The organism is Syntrophobacterales bacterium (genome assembly GCA_019429105.1).
Classification (GTDB): domain Bacteria; phylum Desulfobacterota; class Syntrophia; order Syntrophales; family UBA5619; genus DYTH01.
The window spans coordinates 1-22636 of the sequence record JAHYJE010000022.1; the positions used below are offsets into that span (position 1 = coordinate 1).

Here is a 22636-nt window from a genome sequence, read left to right on the forward strand (position 1 = left end):
TCATAAACTCATAGGTTATCGGTCCCTTTGCTCCTTCGGAGACCATACGATGATACCAGAAGTAGTCGTTCGTTCCCTTGGCGATCTTCTCGAAGGTGAGGGGTTTTTTCTCGGTTTCCGAAAGGATTTGTTTTGTCTTCTTTTCTCCACCGTATCGGTAAGACTTCTCCATGATCGCTGGGTCATGCAGCCAGCAGAGGGTGTCACGGGGAAGAGCCACGATGTACGCCACTCCGGGAACCTTTTCCACAGCATGCAGAAACTCCGGGCTGTTCCCGTAAATCGAATCCGCCGCCACGTATCGAAAGGGAATCACTCCTGCGGCGACAATTTTCTCCAGCATCTCCACCGCCAACTGAGGCTTCGTCTTGAAAGAAACCTCGTCGGAAAGTCGGCACTTCTTCCTGCGCTCGGCGTAATCATCGCCGAACCACTTCTCAGGGATAAACAGGCGGTTATCCAAAAAACAATACCCGTGGCGAGAGGCGTAGGCCGCATAAACGCCGACCTGGCTGTTCTCCACTTTTCCAACGCTGCCACAGTACTGCCGGGAAACCCCGACGGAATCATTCCCTTTTTTTACAAAGCCCGATTCGTCAAAAAGAAGCACCCCCTCGGCATCCCCCAGATCTTCTGCTACCATGCCGTGGTACTTGGAAAGAATGAGCTCCTCTTCCCAGACGATATCACTCAAAAAGTGTTGCATCGCCCGTACTTTGGCGCTCTCCACATTCAGGGCAATTGGCTCAATCGATTTCCTTTCCAGTTGGCTCATTTGGCCTGCCATGTAATGATAAAAGTTCTCCCGCGGCTCCTCACGGGAAAAACAATCGGCAAACTGGGAGTGGAAGCCCTTAAATTCTTTCATAAAACCGCTTATATCCTCTTTATCGATCAACAGTTTCGGTATGGGAAAGCTACCATCATAAACTCGATCTTCCGGAATCATGGCCCACCTCCTGTTCATGTTTTTGAAAAACAAGTAACAGAGTCAGGCATATTTGTCAACTGTTTATTTAGTTATGTATCGTTGTAGGGATAAACCGCAAGAGGATCAGGCCCTGAGTTCTTCTGGGCCAAAAGTTTTTCAGGCGTTTCATGAAGTTCGGGAAATGTTGGGCGACAGAATTTAGCTGGAGCACGATTTGTTCCCCATTCGATCCATACGTTGAGAACAGGAAGCCATCTTGCAAGATGCTTCCCTTCCACATATGCCTTGCAATGAATACAATCCTTTTGTAACGAAACAACATCTGCAGTGACAAATTCTCCTTTGGCGTCGTTTTCATCACTATTTGGACGAAGTCCATAGCTAATGTAACAAATCTTATTTAGAGTAACCGTTTTAACCGTATAGTTTTCTTGTTCTATATCGTCCGGAAAAAACGCTCGAATTGATAGATTTTGCTGCTCATCAGTCGGCAGTTTCTTTATCTTCCCAAATTCAATCTCATGCACACATCGCTCAGGTTTGTTGGTTGTACCGTCCGTCTTCTGAAAGAAATAAACAATGTTATGTACTCCTGCATCGAACACCTTGATCTTGCTCAAGAAGTCCAAGCGCATCACGCGGCTGTTGCGCAGGAACCACTCCTGTGATTTCTGGGCATATTTGGAATGGCAATAGGCATCGGAAACTATCATGGTGGTGACGCCGTTCGGCTTCAGAATTTTATACCCAAGCTCTATGAACGGAATGAAGAGATCCCATTTTTCCCACAGTGTTACATATTGCTTCGATTCGATAATTCGCTTCCGCTGGGCAAGATGTTCTTCTCCCGCATCCGCCCTTACATACGGCGGATTTCCTATTGAAATATCAAATCCATCTTCAACGCCAAACATCCATGCAGGGCTGAAAAACGGCGCCGCTTTGCTGTCATCAAAAGGGTTCCAGCCAGTGATTCGATTGGCAAACTCCGGGCTGATCAGCTTCTGTTTCACCAGATCAAGTGAAATCCTGAATATTTCATCCTGGACTTTCAGAAATTCCTGCTTCAACTGTTGTTTACGATTATGGTTGTGCGTTGTATCAAAATAGCCATGCCTGATACGCTTCAACTCATTTATTTTATCATCAAACTCCTGAAGAAAAAGGAAACCATACCGCTTTTCGCACTGCTCCTGTAATGTCTGGTAACCCAAGTCTATCAGTGAATCGGCGCACACAAACTTGAAATCCAGATTGGGGAGCGGCTGCACCTTGTCCGGCTCTTCATCCACGATCAGCGACAGCCAGCAGCGCAGCCGTGAAAGCTCGATCGCCATCGGCTGAATGTCCACGCCGTAGATGCTATTTTCAATGGTTTTCAGCTTCAGGTCATAGAGGGACGCTTTGGGATTAAGCGCCTGTTTGAGCATGACGATCTTTTGCAGCATCCCCATGGGGAAGGCGCCGGAACCGGCGGCAACGTCGATGGTCCTCAGGCTATTCAGCTTGTTTAGCAAATCTGATGGTTGTGATTTCAGATCGGTGGGCAGCTCGCCGGTGTGAACAAAGTCTGCACACCCACTCCCCAAATACGCGATCAGGCTTTCCTCAACCATATAATCCACGATCGGGCGGGGGGTGTAGAAAGAACCGGTCTGTTTGCGGGCCGATGCGCCGGTTTGTGGATTCTGTTCGGCCAGCAGGTTTTCAAATATCCGCCCGAGCATCTCCGGGTCAATGGCTATTTCGGAATTTGCCGACGAGTTTTCATCCACTGTGAAATTATAGCGCTCCAGGGTATCACCGAAGAATCCTGCAAACCAGTCATTGGGGATCAGCAGTTGAAAGTTACCCCGGCAATCATCAGTTTGTGGCTCGAACAGGCCGCCGTTCAGGAAACGCAACCCGGCAATACAGGCTGGCAGGCCTGCCTTACGGGCATTTTGCGGGGTGTTGAAAACATCGAAAAAGAGCGGTTCCAGAAGCTCGTGGTAGAAATTGGCGCAGGTTGTAACCGTGGCGCTGGAAAGGGCATCGCTCCCTACAATCCCCTTTTTCTTCAGAAACCAGCAGAATATGAGCCGACCCAGCAGGCGGACTGCAAACTGGGCGCGTTGTTCCGGTCTGGTCAGAATCCCCTTGCATTTGGAAAGCGCCGTTATCAGTGAATCAAAGGCAACTTTGATGTCAAGGTAGAAGTTCTTGTTAACGATCGAGATATCAAAGGCTTGCCAGAGGGCCTTCCAAAGCAGGGAAGGCTCGCCGACAGCGAACATATCCCTCTGGGCAGGCATGGCGTTTTGTTTGGCAACCGTATCCAGGATGAAGTCGTAGGTCTTGTACCACTGCCCTGCCTCCAGCGTCAGAGTCTTGCAGACTGTCTTTTTACCTTCGCGGCCGGCCAGTACAACCTTAAGCATGGTTTGTGACGGATTGCCGAAAAACCAGACGGTGTAACGCTCGGCCTCCAAGCCGCCCACAAAACGGCGCGTAATCCGCTCTATCTGCGCTTTGGGGAGGCGGTCGTCACTTAGCCGGACAAAGAGAAAAAGCAGTTGGGATACAGTCCCTTTGGGCCAGCAGAGGGCACGGATGTCGTGCTGTTGAGCCAGGGTAGGATGATCTGCCACGATGCGGAGAAGTTCTCCGCCGAAAAGCTGTTGTTGCTGAGCGGTTGAAAGGGAGCTGTCCCATTTGACCGTCTCGGTCATGCCGAAAGTGCGGATCAGGGATTCGCACAATGTATTGTAGTCCAGTTTCGCGACCGGTTTGACGTACTGCCGTATCATCAGGTTATCTCATTGTTGATTCAGCGGAATAATACCCGAACCATATAACCGGATCAGGCGCATTGTGCGGTTCGAGTTGCTTGACCAAGTGAACCGATTGTATAGCCAGCGAGTCCAGAAAATCAAGCGACACCCGGTTATCGTTTCGTCGCAAATAAGCCCGCAGACGGTTATCCACCGACAGGTTGCGACCGGTGAGCAGACGTTGCATACGTCGTATGTTGTCTTGAGAGTAGCGTTCTGCATTCTCTGACAACAGGCGCAAAAGGTCGGTCTTTGCCTGTACGATGGGGTTTGCGCCGCCACCTTTTCTTACGCCCAAAAACTCTCCAAAGTCGCCGCCATCCATGGTTTCCTGAACTGATCTTTCAGACGCAAAAAGCTCCTCAGCCTGCCGGATCAAGGCCTGCTTTTCGGTAAAACCGATCCGTTCTGTCTGCCGTCGCCTATCAAAAGAGCGGATACGTCGTAAAGCTGTAAGCTGGTTGTCCGCACGGCCAATTTTTGCGCCATCGTGCGTCAGGTAATCAAACTCACCTTCACCGATATTGAACACCAGCAGCTTATCTTTCCCGGCTACCGTCGGGATGCCGCACCATTTGTTGAAGTTCATGGAACGCAAGCGCTCCCGCTCCACGTCGGAAGCGCTACGCATAAAATCACGCAGATCATTCTCGAACACTTCATCAAAAGCCAAGTCGTTCCGCCGCTCCAGTTCTTCGGTGGCGCTTCGCTGCCTGTTTGTATCGCCGGAGTAAATATCTTCCATAAGTCCGAACTGGCGGTCACTGATCTGTTCACCAAGAACGCTGCTGTCTATCCCCACGCTGCCGCCAATGATCCGTATCTTCTCTTGAAGTTTCTTCATCAACCTCAGGAACTTGTCAAGCTGGGCTTCGGGGCGGAAGTTTTTGATGAAAACCTCGTCAAAGGTTGAACCGAGGCGGCTGATTCTGCCGTTGCGCTGGATCATCTTGACTGGATTCCAGTGCAGGTCATAGTTGATAATAACGCCGCAATCCTGAAGGTTTTGCCCCTCGCTCAACACGTCGGTGGAGAAGAGCAGCTTCAATTCAGGTTTGTCATTGACCATGCCATTTATAACCATCTGCTGCTGGGCAACAGGAGAAAAACGGCGCACATACTCCTGTTTGTACTCTCCATTTCGGCTTTTCAGAAATGCAATCTGTTCCCGATTGATACCGAGTTCAGTCAGGAATGCATCGCCAATCTGCTGTTTGAGGTAATCGATGGTGGTGGCAAAATAGGAGAAGATGAGAACTTTGCTTCCCTTGAGCTCGCCGCGCAATAACTGTTTCAGGGTCTCCAGTTTACTGTCCTGTCTGATCTCTGCCAGTATTTCAAGAATCAGGGCGATAATCTCTTTATCCTGCAGGATGAATGTCCTAACCCGATCTATCCAATAATCATCGTGACGGATGGAAGCGTAGGGCGTTTTTATTGGGTAGGCGGCGTCACGCGCCTGCTTCCGCAGTTCCCGGTCAGTGAAGTGCGCAACCTCTTCTTCGATAAGATCCATGATGTCGTCATCAGGCTGTTCATCATGGCGTGTCAACGCCTTCTGAATGATTTCCGGGCGTACAATGCGCGACTGATCGAAGAAGATGGTTTCAAAGGTTGCAAGATAGTCTGAGTAGCGCTCGATCCTTTGTCGGAAAGTATGGATAGATGAATCGAAAGACTTGAACATCGTGACCTTCATGACTCCAGTCAGGCTTCCACGGGCGCGTGCCTGAAGCTCTTCATCGGAAGTACGCTGCTTCTTTTCTGAAAGATAGCTATAGGGGATCAGTTTGAGACCATTGATGGCTCGATCGATAAAATGGAAGATCGACTCGAACTCGACCGCCTTTTTGCTCTGCCTTGCCGTTGCCTTAGCAAAATTGAAGAAGTCCAGAATTCCCTCTTGTTCCTGCCGCTCTTCATCAGTCTGGTCTCGTTCTTCGGTAAATGCCGCATAGAGAGATGGATTTTCATCGGCAAGATTTGCAAGACGTTTGTATATGGTTTTCCTGATCTCCTTTCCGTCCAGCTCATAGAGGATGCTCTCAAGGCGCTCTTCCGGAAATTTAATCGGCTGGCCGTCGTTTATCGTCGCATCGGGGAAATCTTTCTTGACTTGGTGTTTGGTGCGTTTGACCATGATCTTATGCAGAATGGGATAAAGGTCAGCGAAAGTTTCATCCCTGCCGTTGGCGCTGAACTGACGCTGTATGTTGCCGAAGAACGACTCCAAGTCCTGAATGCCGAAGTGTGAGAAGAATTGTCCGTTGCCGCCTTTGGAAAGGATTATTTGGTTAGCCAAGTCTTTGATGCCATTGTTGACCGGGGTTGCGGTTAGCAGCAAAACACGGGGAACAGCGCTACAGAAGTCAGGACTGGTGATGGTTTCCTGGAGGTTCTGAAATGACTGGCTGCCTTGGGTTTTCAGATTGTGGCTTTCATCAATTACCAAGAGGTCAATGGCGCTTGCTGCCTTGGATGCCTCTTTGCGTCGTTTAAGTTCATTACGGACACCTTCCAGGCTATGTTCGTTGCCGAATTCAGTAATGGAAAAGACCGGAGCATTGACCGTGATCTCTTCAAGGTGTTGTTTCCAGTCGTCACGTAGTGAGGCGGGACAAACAACGACAACATTCTTGCGCTGAAAATAGCCATACTCCTCAATAACCCGCCGCGCTATATAAGATTTTCCCAACCCAACGCTGTCGCCCACAAGGCACATTCCGATCTTGGGATTATCCAAACGTGATTTGACCTTGCGGTAACTCTCCTCCTGAAAAAGTGTCAGGTCCGTCCGGCTCTCAAATCGTTCCTCATGTTTCAGCGTTTCTTCAATTTCGATGTCGTCACCATATATCTCATACAAGATGCGGATATACATCTCATATGGGGAATAGCTTATATCTCCAAATTTACTAAGTCCCAGCACCTCCAAGGTAAAGCGCTCATTCCAGTCAATGCTGGCCGGATCATTCCACATCTTTTCAAACCAACTAAAATGACTTGGGTTCTGACATTGGGCCGTAGGACGGAAGTTGACAATCCGGTGGTCATCCTCAACTGCGTTCAACTCGGTATTGCCCATGAGACCGGCGCGGGTGAAGTTGGAACTGCCTATAATTCCAATGGCATTTTCATTTTCGGCACCGACGATGTAGCACTTGGCATGAAGAAAATCGCCCTTGTAGAGTTTGACCTTGAGTGTACCCTTCTGTAGTGCCTCGATCATGAAGCTGACGACTTCACGATATTCTTGAGAGAAGGGAAGTTCTGAAAGATCAGCGTTGAGGTATTTTTCAGGGAAAGCGGAATCAAGCTGGCCGACGCGAATTTTCGGCTCTTCGCCAATCAAGAGGCGTATTTCATTGAACATCCGTTGAGATAAAAAGTCCTTGAGCGCTGGGAGTACTTCCCGCATGGCCGGAAGATCCCAATAACCAGTTGCAACAGAGAAACGTTTGTACGTACCGGATTGCAGTAAATCGCTGAGAATTGTCTTCAGCAGAACGTTTTCAGTGGAATTGTCTATTATGGATGGAATAGCCATGTTTTAATTCAACTCCTATTGTTAAGCGGTATTGCATACTATTCAAAATACGTCAAACAATGACTGCATGAGCATAAACAATCTGATTCTATACGAAGGTAAAATAGGCCCTCAAAGCATCACACTTTTCAAACGGAAGTCATTGAATTATATGTTTGGTTTAAATCGTCGGCTTGTATTTGAAGTCTTGCAGTCCCGCTTAATCCAGCTTGTCCACACTTTCAGGAAGTTGTCCTTACTTCAACGCTCCGGCCTGCTCCATGAAAAAACAATCTCCGCTAAAAAATTAAGCATGTAGATGAATAATCTCTATTTCCGCTGGTTCTTCATATCTATCGTCTGGACTTCCAGTAGTCCGGGTGCCGATGAAGATGCATGACCGCAAGGATGTAGATGCGATCGGACTCAATGCTGTATAGAACACCGTATGGAAAGCGATTGGTTATCACAACCAGGAAGCAAGCATTTTTTCAAGGTTGATATTTTATTGACACCCAGATCAGTTCATCGTCATGGCGGTGGACGGAGCATCATCCCACAGAAGCAAAGAGCTCAAGATTCCAAAGGTTTGACTTTGCCTTGCTGTTTTTTGCAGTCATCCAGACTGCGTATGAAACTACCCTCAACAGCCCACTGTCATTATATGGACAGTGTCCCCTTCATTTATGATTTCATTCATCCGCTCACCATAGGAAAGATATCCGGACATATTCACAACCACCCGGCAATCAACATTTCACGCCAGCTTCTGGCTTTTACGAGCTTTTTTGCTGGTCGGATTATGTTTGTTCAGCTTGTCCTTGCTCAATTTGTATTGGATGCTGTCCACCAGGGCATGCCAACTGGCATCGATTACATTGGTTGAGACGCCGATCGTGCTCCAGAGATCATGGCCATCACGGGAATCCAGCAAAACCCTTACCTTGGCGCCGGTGCCTTCGCTGCTCTCGATAATCCTTACCTTGAAATCCACCAGATGCATCTCGGCAATCTGAGGGTAAAATTTTGTCAATGCCTTCCTTAAGGCGTGGTCGAGGGCGTTGATGGGGCCGTTGCCTTCCGCCGCCGTCAGCTCTTCTTCAGCGCCGACCGTTATCTTGACGGTGGCGTGACACTGGGAGGGCGCCTCCTTCGTCTTGGAGTTGATGACCTGAAAACTTTCGAGCGCAAAGGGCGCCTTGAATTCCCCGGTTGCCTTTTTTATCAGCAGCGAAAGCGATCCTTCGGCTGCATCAAACCGATATCCCTCATCTTCCATCCTTTTTACTTCCGTCACGATCCTCCGACTCGTCAGCTCGTCGGTTCCCAGATCGATGCCCATCTCCCGCGCCTTGTATTCGATATTGCTTTTTCCGGCCAGATCGGAAACCAGAACTCGCTGATGGTTGCCTACCAGCTCCGGCTTGATGTGCTCATAGGCGCTGGCATTTTTCACGACAGCGCTCACGTGGACACCCCCCTTGTGGGCGAAGGCGCTGCGCCCGACGTAGGGGCTGTAAGGAACGGGAGGGATATTTGCCAAGTCGCTGACATAATGGGCCAACTTGGACAATTGGCGAAGCTGCTCCTCCGTCATGCACTGTTTGCCCATTTTGAGCTGCAAGTTGGAAATAATGGTAATCAGGTTTGCGTTGCCGCACCGTTCGCCGAAACCGTTCACCGTTCCCTGCACCATCCTTACGCCGCATAAAACTGCAGCCAGCGAATTGGCTACAGCCACGCCGCTGTCGTTATGGGCATGAATGCCCAGCCGCTCCGAAGGAATCACTTCGCCCACAGAGTGAATTATTTCCGTTATTTCCTGGGGCATGGCGCCGCCATTGGTGTCGCACAGAACGATCATGTCAGCGCCCGCTGCGGCAGCCGCCTCGATAACCTGCAAGGCGTACCGGGGATTATTTTTATAGCCGTCGAAGAAATGCTCGGCGTCGAAAATCGTTTCCTTTCCCACGGATTTAAGAAAAATGATGGAGTCGCGGACCATGGCAATGTTTTCCGCAAGGGATGTCTGCAAAATCTCCTTCACATGCAGATCCCATGACTTGCCGAAAATCGTTACCGTGGGCGTTGCTGCGGCCAGAAGCGCCTGCAGATTGGGGCAATCTTCCGGTTTGCTGGCAGGTTTGCGCGTACTGCCGAAGGCGACAAGCCTGGTCTGCTTGAATTCAACCCCTTTTGCCAGTTCAAAAAAACGCATGTCCTTCGGATTTGAGCCGGGCCAACCCCCTTCGATATAGTGAAAGCCATTAGCGTCCAGACGTTGGGCAATGCGCAATTTTTCTTCGGCCGTGAAGTTGATCTGCTCTCCCTGGGTTCCATCCCTCAATGTTGTATCGTAGAGCAACATTTCTGCTGTTGCCATGACTGTTTGCCTCCCCCTTTGAGAAAATCCCCGGATAAAAAAATCCGTTACCAGCCCGAGGCCTGATAACGGATCGCATTAAGTTTCAATTTGTTCTTGCTATAAAACTACATCGCCGTCAGACCCCCTATGTGGGGGGCCTAATTATGCCTTCCCGAAGAAGGGCGGCCATTTTTCCGGCAATCACGGCGGCGATCGCCGGTACCGTTGTCTGAATGGTGAATGGATTATTCATAGCGGGCGTCTCTTTATAACCTCTGGGCGTCTTTGTCAATGTAATTTTGCGCAGACCTCAAACCGGCTCATTTCACTGCTGCTCAAGATTTTTTCTTTTTCCGAAATGCCTGTAATGACGGCTTCTTCGTCAATATCATCCCTGCGGGCAATCCTCTGTTGGAAGCAGTGCAGGTTTGACGCCGATATGATTTTCGCCTTGACTTGAGCGATGAGTGCGTATAAGAATTAAATATTCGAGTACTCGGGAAAACATTCTCAGAGCGCTGGAGAAGTTTAGATTGCAGTGGATATGCGACGCAAGATATTCGTAATAACTCGAAAATAATTTTAACATGGAGGTAAGTCAATGAGTGAAGAAGTAAAGGCCCCGATGCCGGGCAAAATACTCGAGGTTCTTGTCAATGTTGGAGATCAGGTGAATGAAGACGATGAGCTGATCATTCTCGAGGCAATGAAGATGGAAAATCCGATTTACGCCCCGGTTGGCGGAACCGTCAAGGAAATCAAGGTAAAAGCCAATGATTCGGTCGATACGGACCAGCTCATGATGGTCATCGAGTAGAGAAGACATTTATCCGACGGTAATTTATTGCAGTTGCCGGAAATTGATCGTCAGGGCGCGCGCCTTAAATAGGCTGCGCGCCTTTTTTGTGGCCGTCTCAGGCAATGATTTCAGCAAAAAGGTCGTAATCGTCAGCGGCGGTTATCCGGCAGGGGATGATCTGGCCTATTTTGGCCTTGCCTCCCCTGAGGTAGGTAATGCCGTCAATCTCGGGGGCCTGACGTCGGCACCTGCCGGTCATCGGGAAGTCGTCCCGCTCGCTTTTCCCTTCCACAAGAACCTCCTGCACGGAGCCGATCAGACGGCTGTTGATCTCCCGCGAGATAAATGCCTGTTCTTCCATCAGGATATCCCGCCGCCGCCGCTTCTCACGTTCTGAAATCCGGACGGGAAGGCCTGCCGCCTTGCTGCCCTCTTCCCGGCAGTAGGGAAAGGCGCCCAGATGGTCAAAACGAATTTCCCGGACGAACGAGAGCAAATTTTCAAAACGGCGGGGGGTTTCGCCAGGAAATCCGACGATCAGCGAGGTACGCAGCGCAACGCCGGGGATAATCTCCCGGGCCCGGGCAATAACACTGCGGAGCTGGGCGCTGTTGCCCCCGCGCTGCATCGCCGCGAGGATCGAATCATCGCTGTGCTGTATCGGGATGTCAATGTATTTACAGATCTTTTTCTCATCGGCAATAGTACGCAGAAGCTCCGGCGTGATCCGGCCCGGGTAGAGGTAGAGAAGCCGTATCCAGGAAATGCCGGCGATTTCGGCAAGCGCGCGAAGCAGTCGGCTCAGGGACGTCTTGTCCCGCAGATCCCTTCCGTAGGCGGTGGTGTCCTGGGCAATCAGGATCAGCTCGCGCACCCCCTGGGAAGCGAGTTCCTCCGCCTCTTGGACGAGATCGTCAATCCCGCGACTGCGCGCCTTGCCGCGGATGGACGGAATAACGCAGTACGAACAACTGTTTGAACATCCCTCGGCGATTTTCAGGTAGGCGCTCCCCGCCGGAGTGGAAATAATTCGTTTATGGGCCGCGTTCATTAAAAAGGTAGGCTTGCCGATAACGGCGCAGCCGTTTTTCCCTTTTTCCCCGGCAAAAAGCATCCTCAGGCGGCGGGCGATCTCGGGAACATCCGAGATGCCGAGAAACAGATCAACCTCGGGCAACGACTCCGCAAGCTCGCTTCCGTAGCGCTGCGGCAGACAGCCGGCAACGACAATCCTTCTGCCCGCAGCGCCCTTTTTCCAGAGAGCGGCTGAGAGAATTTCCTCGATCGCCTCTTCTTTTGCGGGCAGGATAAAGGCGCAGGTGTTGATCAGGATGACGGCGGCATCCTCCCGCCGTTCCGTCAGCCGGAACCCGCCTTTTTCCAGGAGAGATGCCATCACCTCGGAATCCACCTGGTTCTTGGGACAGCCGAGACTGATTATCTGAACCCTTTTTCCCTTCACGCCTGGCTTCTCACCCCTCACATTTGAAGCCCCCTTGCTCAAGGCAGCTTCCTCGCCAAAACCTTCCGCGGTTTCGCGCCGTCGGCGGGGCCTACAACCCCCTCCGCTTCCATCTTTTCGATGATGCCGGCGGCGCGGTTGTAGCCGATTTTCAGATAACGCTGCACCAGCGAGATCGACGCCTGTCCCTGCTTCGTAACCAGTTCCACCGCCTCGTCGTACTTCTCGTCGAATTCTCCCTCCGCCTTTTCCTCTGCCTCAACCGACTTCAATTCGACGAGAGACTCGTCATAAGCCGGCTTCCCCTGCTGCTTTACGAAATCAACGATCCGCTCAATCTCCTGATCAGACACATAGGCGCCGTGGATTCTCATCGGCACGGAGCTTCCCGGCGGGATGAAGAGCATGTCCCCGGCGCCAAGCAGCTTTTCGGCGCCGAGCTGATCGAGGATGGTGCGGGAATCAACCTTCGATGATACCTTGAAGGAGATGCGCGTCGGGAAGTTGGCCTTGATGACGCCCGTTATCACGTCAACAGAGGGCCGCTGGGTGGCAAGGATAATGTGGATGCCCGCAGCCCGCGCCATCTGGGCCAGGCGGGCCAGCGACTCCTCTACATTTCGCTGGGCCACCATCATCAGATCGGCCAGTTCATCAATTATAATAACAATGTAGGGAAGCTGCTCGGGAAGGGAATCTTTTTTTTCGGCCCCCTTTCCTTCCCCCTCAGCATCCATGTTTGAAGGCTTCGCTGCCGGCTGTTTTGTCGTTTGCATCAGGTTGTACGTATCTATGCTTTTTGCCCCCACCTCACTGATAGCCTGATAGCGGCGCTCCATCTCTTCGACCGCCCAGCGCAAAACCAGCGAGGCCTTTTTCGGATCGACGACAACCGGGTGGAGCAGATGGGGAATTCCCTCGTAGCCGGACATTTCCAGACGCTTGGGATCGATCATGATGAACTTTACCTCTTCGGGCGAAGCCTTGAAGAGGATGCTGCAGATCATCGCATTGAGCGAGACGCTTTTTCCGGAACCGGTCGTCCCGGCGATCATCAAATGGGGCATGCGAAGCAGATCGGCAATAACCGGCGTTCCCAATATATCCTCGCCGAGAGCGATCGGCAGCTTATAGGTGGAGCCCTGAAAAGCCGGGTGGTCAAGTACATCCCGCAGGCTGACGGGGTTCCTCTCCTGATTGGGAATCTCGACGCCGATTGCCCCTTTGCCTGGGATGGGAGCAATTATTCTGATGCTCTGGGCACGCAGCGCCAACGCCAGATCATCGGAAAGATTGGTTATTTTGTTTATCTTGACGCCCGGCGCCGGCTCCAGTTCGTACATCGTCACAACCGGCCCCGGCTTTACCTCAATCACCCTTCCCTCAACCCCGAAGTCAAAAAGTTTCTTTTCCAGCAAGCGGGAGTTTTCCAGCAGGGTTTCTTTCTTCACCCGGGTATCTTTCTTTTGCAGTTGTTCGAGAAGGGTTAACGGCGGCAGTTTGTATTTCCCGCTTGATTTGCCGGGAGCTGTAAAATCAAGATGCGTCTGTTCAGCCTTGGCCAGTTTCTCTTTTATCTTTTCGCTCTTGATCTCGGCAATCCGGGGGTCTGTTTTCGAATCCGCCCTTGCCGCCTTTTCCCCATCTCCCCATAGTTTACCCTTAAGCAGAAAGAAAAAGGCGCCTGCATTTTTCAGATTCAAAAGCGAAGCTGCCGACTTCTTCACAAAAGCGACAAAAGAAAAGTCGAACAGGACGATCAGGGCCACCAGAAAAACAAGGAAAAAAAGAATCGCCGATCCGGCCGGATGCAGCGATAACTTAAACAATTCGTATGTTCTTGAACCGAGCAGACCTCCCGTATCCACGGAATTGCCATAAAACGAGATGTCCCCTGCCGTCATTTCCAAGATCCCGGAGGTGGCGAAGATGAGGCCAATGACAGCGGATACAGCATCAATCCCAATACTGAACTGGGGAATTTGCAGGAAGCGGACGGCGAAAAACATTAAGGCAACCGGCAGCCAGAGGATGCCGAACCCGATCAGCCAGATCGCCGCATCGGCAGCATAAGCGCCGACGGTTCCTGCCCAATTGCGAACCGCGATCTCCTCCGGGCCGTAAAAATGGCGGAGCGAGGGATCGAGTGGATAGTAGGAAAGGAGGGTTATAAAAAGAAAAAGGGCGCAGGCGATGCAGACCAACCCGGCTATTTCCGCCCATCTTTTTGAAAATGGAGAGTCACTATTCATCAGTTTTCTCCGACAATGCCCCCTTTTCAAAATTTCTGATTATGATGCCGCGAACCAGGTCAATCAGTTTCCCCCGTGTTTCAATCTTATATGGAGACACATTGACAGGCTTACCGATAATCATTTTAATTGTTCCCGGTTTTATCAGAAGACTCCGCTTCGGCATGATCTCGCTGGCGCCGATAATCGAGATGGGAACGATGGGCACGCCCGACTGGATGGCGAGGTAAAACATCCCCTGTTTGAAATTCTTTATCTCACCGTTCCGGCTTCTCGTCCCCTCGGGAAAGGTGACCACCGATTTGCCATCCCGAATCTTTTTTGCCGCCTCGTCAAGGCTTTTCATCGCGTTTTCGTGGTGCTGCCGATCAATCTCGATATAGCCGGCATTTCTCATCGCCTTGCCGAAAATGGGAATTTTGAAAAGCTCTTTCTTGGCAATCCAGCGAAACTGTCCAGGGATATGCGCCAAAACGATCAGGATGTCGAAATCGCTCTGGTGGTTGGACATAAATATCTGTGGTTTGTCCAAAGAGACGTTCTCCACCCCTTCCACCTCAACCCGGACGGCCGAGAGCCTAAGCAGCATCCTTGCCCAGATATTGGCAATCAGGTGGACCTTCTCTTCTCCGGGGGAAATAAATGGTAAAATAGTGGCAGATACGGCCATGAAGGCAGTTACCATAACCGAAAATGCTACAAGTATCGCGGATCGAAACATAAGCTTACCGTGCCCCATAAAATCAAGCTGTGTGTTTATGAACGGATTGCACTGGCGTTGTGTTACTACCCGAATGTCCCTTTTAAGTCAACAGGGAAAGCGGCCCAAGGCTTTCCTGCCACGAGGCAAGCGCGGCGAGGGCCCGTTGGGAGTAGAGCGCGCCCCGTTCTTTTTTGGGGATTCGGCCCGGCAGCGGCGGGAAGAGGCCGAAGGTAACATTCATCGGCTGGAAAATTTTGCTTTCCCGATTTGTCAGATGACCGATGAGCGCGCCCAGGGCCGTTTCCGGCGGGGGCAGGAGCAATTCCTTTTCGGCCAGCAGGCGGGAGACATTAATCCCGGCCACAAGCCCCATCGCCGCCGATTCGACATACCCTTCGACGCCTGTAATCTGCCCGGCGAAAAATATCCGCTGGTCGGCGCCCAGTTGGAGCGTCGGCAAAAGCAGGCGGGGGGAGTCAATAAAGGTGTTGCGATGGATGCTTCCGTAACGGGCGAACTCGGCATTTTCCAGACCGGGGATCATGCGCAGCACCCGCTGCTGTTCCGGCCAGGTCATTTTCGTCTGAAACCCGACGATGTTGTAGAGGATGCCCTCCCTGTCCTCCCGGCGCAGTTGCACCGCCGCGTAAGGCTGGCGGCCGGTGCGGGGGTCAAGCAGACCGACGGGCTTCATCGGGCCGTAGGCAAGGGTTTCAATCCCGCGCTTGGCAATGACCTCGATCGGCAGACAGCCCTCAAAAAACTTTTTCTCCTCGAACTCCCGAAGGGGTACATTTTCGGCCTCGGTCAGCGCCTTCCAGAATGTCTCGTACTCGGCGCGAGACAGGGGACAGTTCAGGTAGTCAGCCGTGCCGTGACCGTAACGGGAAGCGGCGAATACCTTCGTCATGTCGATTGATTCCGCTTCGACAATCGGCGAAATGGCGTCATAAAAAGAGAGGCTGCCGGCATTGGTCAGGCGGGAGAGCGCCGCGGCAAGGCTATCGGAGGTAAGCGGCCCGGAGGCGATGACGACTATCCCCGCAGGCGGAATCTCGGTTATTTCACCGCGGATTATCTCCAAATTTTGATTTTCAGAAAGTTTTTCCTCAATATAGCGGGAAAAGGCGGTTCGGTCTACGGCGAGCGCCTTTCCCGCCGGGACGGCAGTTACGGCGGCCGCGGCAAGAAGCAACGAATCCATCTGCCGCATCTCCTCTTTCAGGAGGCCTACGGCATTGTGCGGGTCGTCGGAGCGGAGCGAATTGCTGCAGACAAGTTCGGCCAAAAGCGGCGACTTGTGCGCCGGAGAAAAACGCTCCGGCTTCATTTCGTAAAGGCGCACCCGGCATCCCCGCCGCAGCAGTTGCCATGCCGCCTCGCAACCGGCCAGTCCCCCGCCGATTACAGCGACTGGTGCGTCCTTGCCCAGCTTGTCATTCGTCACTGCTGACCTCTGACGCCTCCGGCGCCTTGTATTTCTGGATATTTTTACAGTCCGGGTAGCCGGTGCAGGCGAGAAATTTACCGTAGCGTCCCTTCCGCACCGCCATCGGCTTGCCGCATTTCTCACAGAGGACATCGGTAAGCTCGACGGGAGCCTTTTCTTTTGCCGCGCCCCGGGGCGTCCTGACAATATTTTTGCACTCGGGATATCCGGAACACCCGAGAAATGTCCCAAAACGCCCCCGTTTTGCAACCATCGGCTTGCCGCATTTTTCGCAAACCTGAGCGGTTTCCTCCCCCGCCTCCGTCTCCCCTCCCGGTATTGCCCGGGAAGTGGTTTTAAGGATAAATTTGCACTCAGGATATCCCGAACAGCCAAAGAATGCTCCATAACGTCCCCGTTTGGCCGCCAGCGGCTTGCCGCATAGCGGGCAGGTCTCGTCCGTCGTGGGCGCCTTTTCCGGGATGATCTTCCCGTCGGCGTCTTCAGTGAAATTCGTCGTGTTCTTGCAGGTCGGGTAATTGGAACAGGCAAGGAATTTGCCGTTTTTCCCCATCTTTACGACCATCGGACTCCCGCATTTTTCACAGTTTATCTCTGCCTGAGCCTCTGTGGCAACCATTGTCTCCGGGATAATCTTCCCACTTTCATCCTGGGTGAAATTCGTCGTGTTCTTGCAGGTCGGGTAATTGGAACAGGCAAGGAATTTGCCGTTTTTCCCCCACTTTATCACCATCGGGCTCCCGCATTTTTCGCAGACGATATCGGTCGGAATCTCCTCCCGCTTTATGTTGCGCATCCCCGCACTGGCCTTTTTCAGCTCGTCCAGAAAAGGGGCATAAAAACTGTTCAGCATCTCGAGACGCTTGGTCTGACCCTCCGCAATCTGGTCAAGCTGGGTTTCCAACGACGCGGTAAAGGCAACATCGAGAATCCGGGGGAAATTCTTCACGAGCAGTTCCGTAACGAGCACCCCCAGATCAGTAGGAAAAAACTTGCTCTTTTCCAGCTTGACGTATTCCCTGTCCTGAATCGTGCTGATAATCGCCGCGTAGGTGCTGGGGCGGCCAATGCCCTTCTCTTCAAGTTCCCGGACAAGCGTCGCCTCCGAAAAACGGGGCGGCGGCTGAGTAAATTTCTGTTCCTGATTGAGAGCAAGAAGCTTGAGGGTTTCCCCCTTGCGAACCTCCGGCAGCAGCTTCCCGAATTCTTTGTCCTCCCCGTTGTCATCCTTGCCTTCCGTGTAAAGAACGGTAAAACCGGGGAATTTCATGATCGCCCCCTGCGCCCGGAAGAGGCAATTCGCGGCCTCGATGTCAACGGTAGTCTGGTCGAGCAGGGCGGGGTTCATCTGGGAGGCGACGAAGCGGTTCCAGATGAGCTGGTACAATTTGAACTGATCGGGGCTGAGGAATTCCTTGATCTCTTTTGGCGAGCGGGAAACCGCCGTCGGCCGGATTGCCTCGTGGGCATCCTGGGCCGCATCCTTGACCTTGAAGGCCTTGGCCTTTGCCGGCAGGTAAGAATCGCCATAAAATGATTTTATGTAATCCCGCGCTTCACTGACTGCCTCGGCGGCGACGCGGACGGAATCGGTCCTCATATAGGTGATAAGTCCAACCTGACCATCCCGGCCCAGTTCGATCCCCTCGTAGAGTTTCTGGGCAGTTGACATCGTCTTTTTGGCGGTAAAATGCAGCCAGCGGGCGGCCTCCTGTTGCAGTTTGCTCGTCGTAAAAGGGGCCGGCGCCTGCCGCTTGACCTCCTTTTTTTCGACAGCGGCAACAATAAAAGCCGCCTCTTTTACGGTGGCGGCGATTTTTGCGGAAGTTGCCCCATCCGGAACCTTGGCCTTTTTCCCATCCACCTTCAGCAGCTTCGCCTCAAACGGGGGAGGATTTTCCCCTTCGAGAACAGCGGTAAGATTCCAGAATTCCTCCGGCTTGAACTTTTTAATTTCCGCTTCCCGGTCGCAGATAATCCGGACGGCAACGGACTGCACCCGGCCGGCGCTCAAGCCCCGCCTCACCTTTTCCCACAGAATCGGGCTTATCTGATAGCCGACCAGCCGATCGAGGGTGCGCCTTGTTTGCTGAGCCTCGTACAAATCGAAATTGAGTTCGCGAGGGTGCGCTATGGCGTGGAGAATCGTCTCCTTGGTCAGGTCGTTGAAAAGCACGCGCTGGACAACCTTCTTGCTGCCGATTTCCTCGGCGACGTGCCAGGCGATCGCCTCCCCCTCGCGATCCGGGTCGGGGGCAAGCAGGATGCGATCCGCATGCGCCGCGGCCCTCTTGAGCTCGGCCACCACCTTTTTTTTAGTTTCCATAACCGTGTAGGTCGGCTCGAATCCATTTTCGGTATCGATCCCGAGCTTGTTTTTGGGAAGGTTCTTTATATGGCCGACGGAGGCCCTTATTTCAAACCCCTTGCCGAGATATTTGCCGATGGTTTTCACCTTGGTGGGGGACTCAACGATAATTAACGAATTAACCGGATTTTTTTCTTTCAAATTTATGACTCCTTAAGTGAATAATTCTTGCCGGGAAGCTGCTTGATCAAACCGGACAGCTCGAGAGTAAGTAGTGAATTTTGTACGGCCCGGGCGGACAGACCGGATTTTTCAATAAGCGTATTGATGTCAAGCGGCCTTGAAGAAAGCAATGAGAGCAGCCGGCTTTCGCCATCGGTGATGGTCGGATTTTCCGCAGGCGAAGCGAGCCTTTCTTTCGCTCCCTGGCTCATGGCTTTGTCAGACCCGGCGAGCGGTTGTTGCGCCGGCAGCGAGGGAGGCAATTCACCCGTATCCGGCCGGAAAAACCCGGCCTGGGGCATGATTTCCTCAAGAATGTCATCGATGCCCTCGAGCAGCGTCGCCCCCTGCTTGATCAGATGATTCGTCCCCCGCGAACCCGAGGCCCCGAATTCCCCCGGCACGGCAAAAACAGAACGCCCCTGTTCGGAGGCGATTCTGGCCGTAATCAGCGAGCCGCTTTTCTCCCCGGCCTCCACAACAACAACTCCGTACGAAATCCCGCTGATGATCCTGTTCCGGGAGGGAAAATTGGGGGCATTGGGCGGCGTACCCAGCGAAAATTCGGTAACAAGCACCCCGTTTTCGCTGATCTGCTCGGCAAGCTTGACGTTTTCCGGCGGATATATCGTGTCGATTCCCGTACCGAGAACGGCAATTGTCCGACCCTTGCCGGCGAGGGCGCCCCGGTGCGCGGCGGCGTCTATCCCGCGCGCCAGACCGCTTACCACCGTAACCCCTTTCATGGCCAACTCGCGGCTCAGTTTTTCCGTCGTGTAGCGGCCGTAAACAGAGGCGACCCGGGAGCCGACAACCGCCACGCAGACATCATCCGGAATGAGCGAACCCTTGACGTAGAGAAAAGGCGGGTAATCGTATATATTTAAAAGGTTATGGGGATAGCGGGGGTCCGTGCAGACGATTATTTCTACGCCCGCTTTTTCGGCGAGGTCCAGCTCCTGTTCAATCTTTCCCCAGGATGAAAACGAGCGGATATTATCGGCCGTTTTGGGGCCAATGCCGGGGATTACCCTGAGCGTCTGCCCGGAGGCCGAAAACACCCCCCGCGGCGCGTGAAAGGCTTTAAGCAGCGTGCGAAAACCCACGCAGCCGACATCCTCAACAGCCCTGAGCGCGAGCCAGTATTTTAACGTCTCCCTGTCCATCCCCGTACATATTCCCCTTGAAAAATTTGAGGGAGGATATACGCACCTAAGTGGGGTGTCAAGCTTTTTGGGGAATGTCCCGATTAAACTGCGGCGAAGCAACTACAGGCGCTGGAACTGAGCGTGGCTGTTTTCCGGGAATTGAATGCCTCGCCAAAGACAGTACCCTAGGAAACGGGGGTATTATCAACCAGTGCATACTTCCCTCCAGCATGGTTATATGGAATGGAACTTATTCAACTGCAGTTCGCAGCCTCGGCCAAAACATGAGCGGCCCACTGGTTGAGGCTTTTGCCCTCGCTTTCGGCCGCCATTATAGCTGCAGAATGAATTTCAGACGGCACTCGCAGCAATATCTTGCCGGAAACCGGTTTATTGGGTTGTTGTCCCAGTCTGGTGCAAGCAGCAAGATAATTGTCAACTGCCTCATGGAATGCGGTTTCAAGCTCTTCAACAGACGCTCCGTGAAACCCCACGATGTCACGTATACCGACCAGATGACCTACAAATATGCGGTCATAGGCATCATACTCGATACGAGCTGCATATCCTTTGTATTTCATAGCGTTCATGGCTTTACTCCGATAGATTCAAGAAAATGCCTGGCGTCTGTCACCCGGTATCGCAACGACTCTTTTTGAGGATGAGGGCGATGGAAGTATGCCCGTCTTCCGCTTTTCTCAAAGGTAACGGAAGAACCGGAACCCTCCTCAACAACACATCCAACGGCAACGAACAACGCCTCTATCCTCGACCATTTAATGTTTCCGTCGACGGGGTTGGTAAATATGGCTTCAAGGGTTTTCCTGTGTTTGCCATTCATGGCCAGATGATAACACAATATGATATCATGTCAATGTTTTTTTCAGGGCTAAAGTGGCATGAATATCATTTCATATAATTATCTGATAATACGAGATAAAAATAAAACTAATCAAATCTTTGTCAGCCGCTTGCCAATCAGCGAGGCAGTGAGCACCAGCGTCGTCGAAATGAAGATCATCAGTATGCCCAGGGCTGACAATCTTCCCCAGAGGCCGTCTTCGGCAAATCGCAGTATCTGAACGGCAAGCACCTCCGTGCCGGGGCGGGACAGGACAACGGAAAGACTCAGTTCCCGGACAAACATCGTTGCCATCAAAATCCATCCCGAAACAATTCCCGGAACCAGAAGCGGCAGAACGATTCTCCGCATCGTGTAGAGCGGGCCGCCGCCGCAGACGCGTGATGATTCCTCGAGGTTTCCGTGGATCTGGACAAAGGCGCTGGTAAGCGGCCTGATTCCGTAGGGAAGATACGTCGCGATATAGCCGATCAAAAGCGCCCAGATCGTCGAATAGAGGGGCGTCTGCACAAAAAACCACATGAAGCCGATTCCGACGACTATACCGGGAAACGAAAAGGAGAGAAAACTCAGCGATTCAAGAAATCCGGAGGCTTTTGACCTTATTTTAACGATTGTATAGGCGACAAAAAACGAAAGTACCATGCCGAGGGTCGCCCCTCCGACCCCGAGCAGCAGGCTGTTTTTCAGGGAAAGAAGCGAAACCGGATCGTTCAGCACCGCCAAGTAGTGCCTCCAGCTCATGCTGGCAAACGCCTTCGCGCTCGGCGCCATTGAATAGGGGATCAAGGATGTGTAGAAGAGCACCGCAACTGGCAAAACTATCAGAATAAATGAAAGAATTCCAACAATCCCGAAAAGCGGATAGCGCGCCCCTTTGAGGTAGATCGTGCTCGGACGGTAGCCGCGGCTGGTGACCGTCACGTATTTTTCTCCCTCTTTCGTTAAGCGCCGATATACAAAAATCAGCGTAATCGACGCGACCAGGGCGCTCATCCCGACTGCCGCCGCCAAACCGTAATCTGTCGCGTAACCAGTTGCCACAACACGATAAATGTGCGTCGCCAGCACGTATATCCTCCCCGGCATGCCGATTACGGAAGGAACGGCAAACGAGGCCATGCTGCGGACAATAACCAGCGTCGCGGCGGCCAGGATCGCCGGACGCAGCACCGGGAGGGTAATCCGAAAGAGCGTCCGCCAGTTCGAAGCGCCGCAGACCCGGGACGATTCCTCCAGCGAGACGTCAAAAGACGACATCGCCGGGGCGATGACCAGGTAGGCAATCGGCAGATCGAGGAGTCCCTCCACAAGAATCATCCCCTTCAAGGTGTAAATGTTCAACGATATCGCATCAAACCCCAATATCTGGCGGAGAAAGATATTGAGCATCCCGTTGGTCGGGTTAAGCAGCAGCGCCCAGCTCACGGCAAACAGGATATGGGGAACCATCATCGGCACAAGCGAGATGATCTGGAAAAGAAACTTGAACGGAACATTGGTCCGGGTGTTCAGATAGGCCAGAAAGAGCGCGAGCGCCGTCGCGACAAAGGCCGAGCCAAGGGTAAAGATGACCGTATTGATTATTATTTTTGCAAATTCAGGGTCTGTATAGGCGCTGACATACTTCGCCGTCGTCAAGGTTCCAAAGGCGCCGAGCCCCTCGCTGAAGCTCCCGAGGGCAAGCATTAGAATCGGGCAAACCGTCAGGAAACCCACTATTGCAATCAGCGTCGGCGAGAGGATCGCCCCTTGTTTTTTCATAATGTTCTGCCTTATTGCCGGTTCCTAATAC

Annotated in this window: 14 protein-coding genes; 1 reads left to right on the forward strand and 13 read right to left on the reverse strand. The window is 52.3% G+C overall.

What is annotated here, in order from left to right; genetic code table 11:
• The 4 genes from K0B01_08875 to cimA form a co-directional block, all read right to left on the reverse strand.
• A partial coding sequence (locus tag K0B01_08875) for an IS701 family transposase (protein ID MBW6486245.1) occupies positions 1-949 on the reverse strand: 949 nt, incomplete at its 3' end.
• A 71-nt stretch (positions 950-1020) separates the two neighbouring features.
• Entirely contained in the window at positions 1021-3720 is a 2700-nt protein-coding gene (locus tag K0B01_08880) for an Eco57I restriction-modification methylase domain-containing protein (protein ID MBW6486246.1), read from the reverse strand.
• Between the two features lie 4 nt (positions 3721-3724).
• Positions 3725-7291 (reverse strand): DEAD/DEAH box helicase family protein, encoded by a 3567-nt coding sequence (locus tag K0B01_08885; protein MBW6486247.1) that lies wholly within the window; start codon positions 7289-7291, stop codon positions 3725-3727.
• Positions 7292-8027: 736 nt separating this feature from the next.
• Positions 8028-9653 (reverse strand): citramalate synthase, encoded by a 1626-nt coding sequence (cimA, locus tag K0B01_08890; protein MBW6486248.1) that lies wholly within the window; start codon positions 9651-9653, stop codon positions 8028-8030.
• A 583-nt stretch (positions 9654-10236) separates the two neighbouring features.
• On the opposite strand from cimA, the gene K0B01_08895 reads away from it, so the two are divergent.
• The gene (locus tag K0B01_08895) at positions 10237-10452 is read left to right on the forward strand and encodes an acetyl-CoA carboxylase biotin carboxyl carrier protein subunit (GenBank protein ID MBW6486249.1); all 216 of its coding nucleotides are present in this window, start codon (positions 10237-10239) and stop codon (positions 10450-10452) included.
• Between the two features lie 97 nt (positions 10453-10549).
• On the opposite strand, the gene rimO is transcribed toward K0B01_08895, so the two are convergent.
• The 9 genes from rimO to K0B01_08940 all read right to left on the reverse strand — a co-directional run bounded on the left by rimO (position 10550) and on the right by K0B01_08940 (position 22605).
• Positions 10550-11896, reverse strand: coding sequence for a 30S ribosomal protein S12 methylthiotransferase RimO (gene rimO / locus K0B01_08900; GenBank protein ID MBW6486250.1), 1347 nt, complete (start codon positions 11894-11896; stop codon positions 10550-10552).
• A gap of 38 nt (positions 11897-11934) precedes the next feature.
• Positions 11935-14148: a DNA translocase FtsK 4TM domain-containing protein gene (locus tag K0B01_08905; GenBank protein MBW6486251.1), complete on the reverse strand. Its 2214-nt coding sequence runs from the start codon at positions 14146-14148 to the stop codon at positions 11935-11937.
• On the reverse strand, positions 14141-14869 hold the full coding sequence (locus tag K0B01_08910; GenBank protein ID MBW6486252.1) for a 1-acyl-sn-glycerol-3-phosphate acyltransferase: 729 nt from the start codon (positions 14867-14869) through the stop codon (positions 14141-14143). Before K0B01_08910 ends, K0B01_08905 begins: the two co-directional genes overlap by 8 nt.
• An 82-nt stretch (positions 14870-14951) precedes the next feature.
• A complete protein-coding gene (gene trmFO / locus K0B01_08915; GenBank protein ID MBW6486253.1) occupies positions 14952-16283 on the reverse strand; it encodes a methylenetetrahydrofolate--tRNA-(uracil(54)-C(5))-methyltransferase (FADH(2)-oxidizing) TrmFO in 1332 nt (443 codons plus the stop codon).
• 4 nt (positions 16284-16287) lie between these two features.
• A complete protein-coding gene (topA, locus tag K0B01_08920; GenBank protein ID MBW6486254.1) occupies positions 16288-18810 on the reverse strand; it encodes a type I DNA topoisomerase in 2523 nt (840 codons plus the stop codon).
• A gap of 2 nt (positions 18811-18812) precedes the next feature.
• On the reverse strand, positions 18813-19997 hold the full coding sequence (dprA, locus tag K0B01_08925) for a DNA-processing protein DprA (protein ID MBW6486255.1): 1185 nt from the start codon (positions 19995-19997) through the stop codon (positions 18813-18815).
• 236 nt (positions 19998-20233) lie between these two features.
• Positions 20234-20569, reverse strand: coding sequence for a type II toxin-antitoxin system HicB family antitoxin (locus K0B01_08930; protein MBW6486256.1), 336 nt, complete (start codon positions 20567-20569; stop codon positions 20234-20236).
• Positions 20566-20820 carry a type II toxin-antitoxin system HicA family toxin gene (locus K0B01_08935; GenBank protein ID MBW6486257.1) on the reverse strand — a complete coding sequence of 85 codons (255 nt, stop codon included), beginning with the start codon at positions 20818-20820 and terminating at the stop codon, positions 20566-20568. The genes K0B01_08930 and K0B01_08935 overlap by 4 nt, the downstream gene beginning before the upstream one ends.
• A 111-nt stretch (positions 20821-20931) precedes the next feature.
• Positions 20932-22605 (reverse strand): iron ABC transporter permease, encoded by a 1674-nt coding sequence (locus tag K0B01_08940; protein MBW6486258.1) that lies wholly within the window; start codon positions 22603-22605, stop codon positions 20932-20934.
• Between the last annotated feature and the right edge of the window lie 31 nt (positions 22606-22636).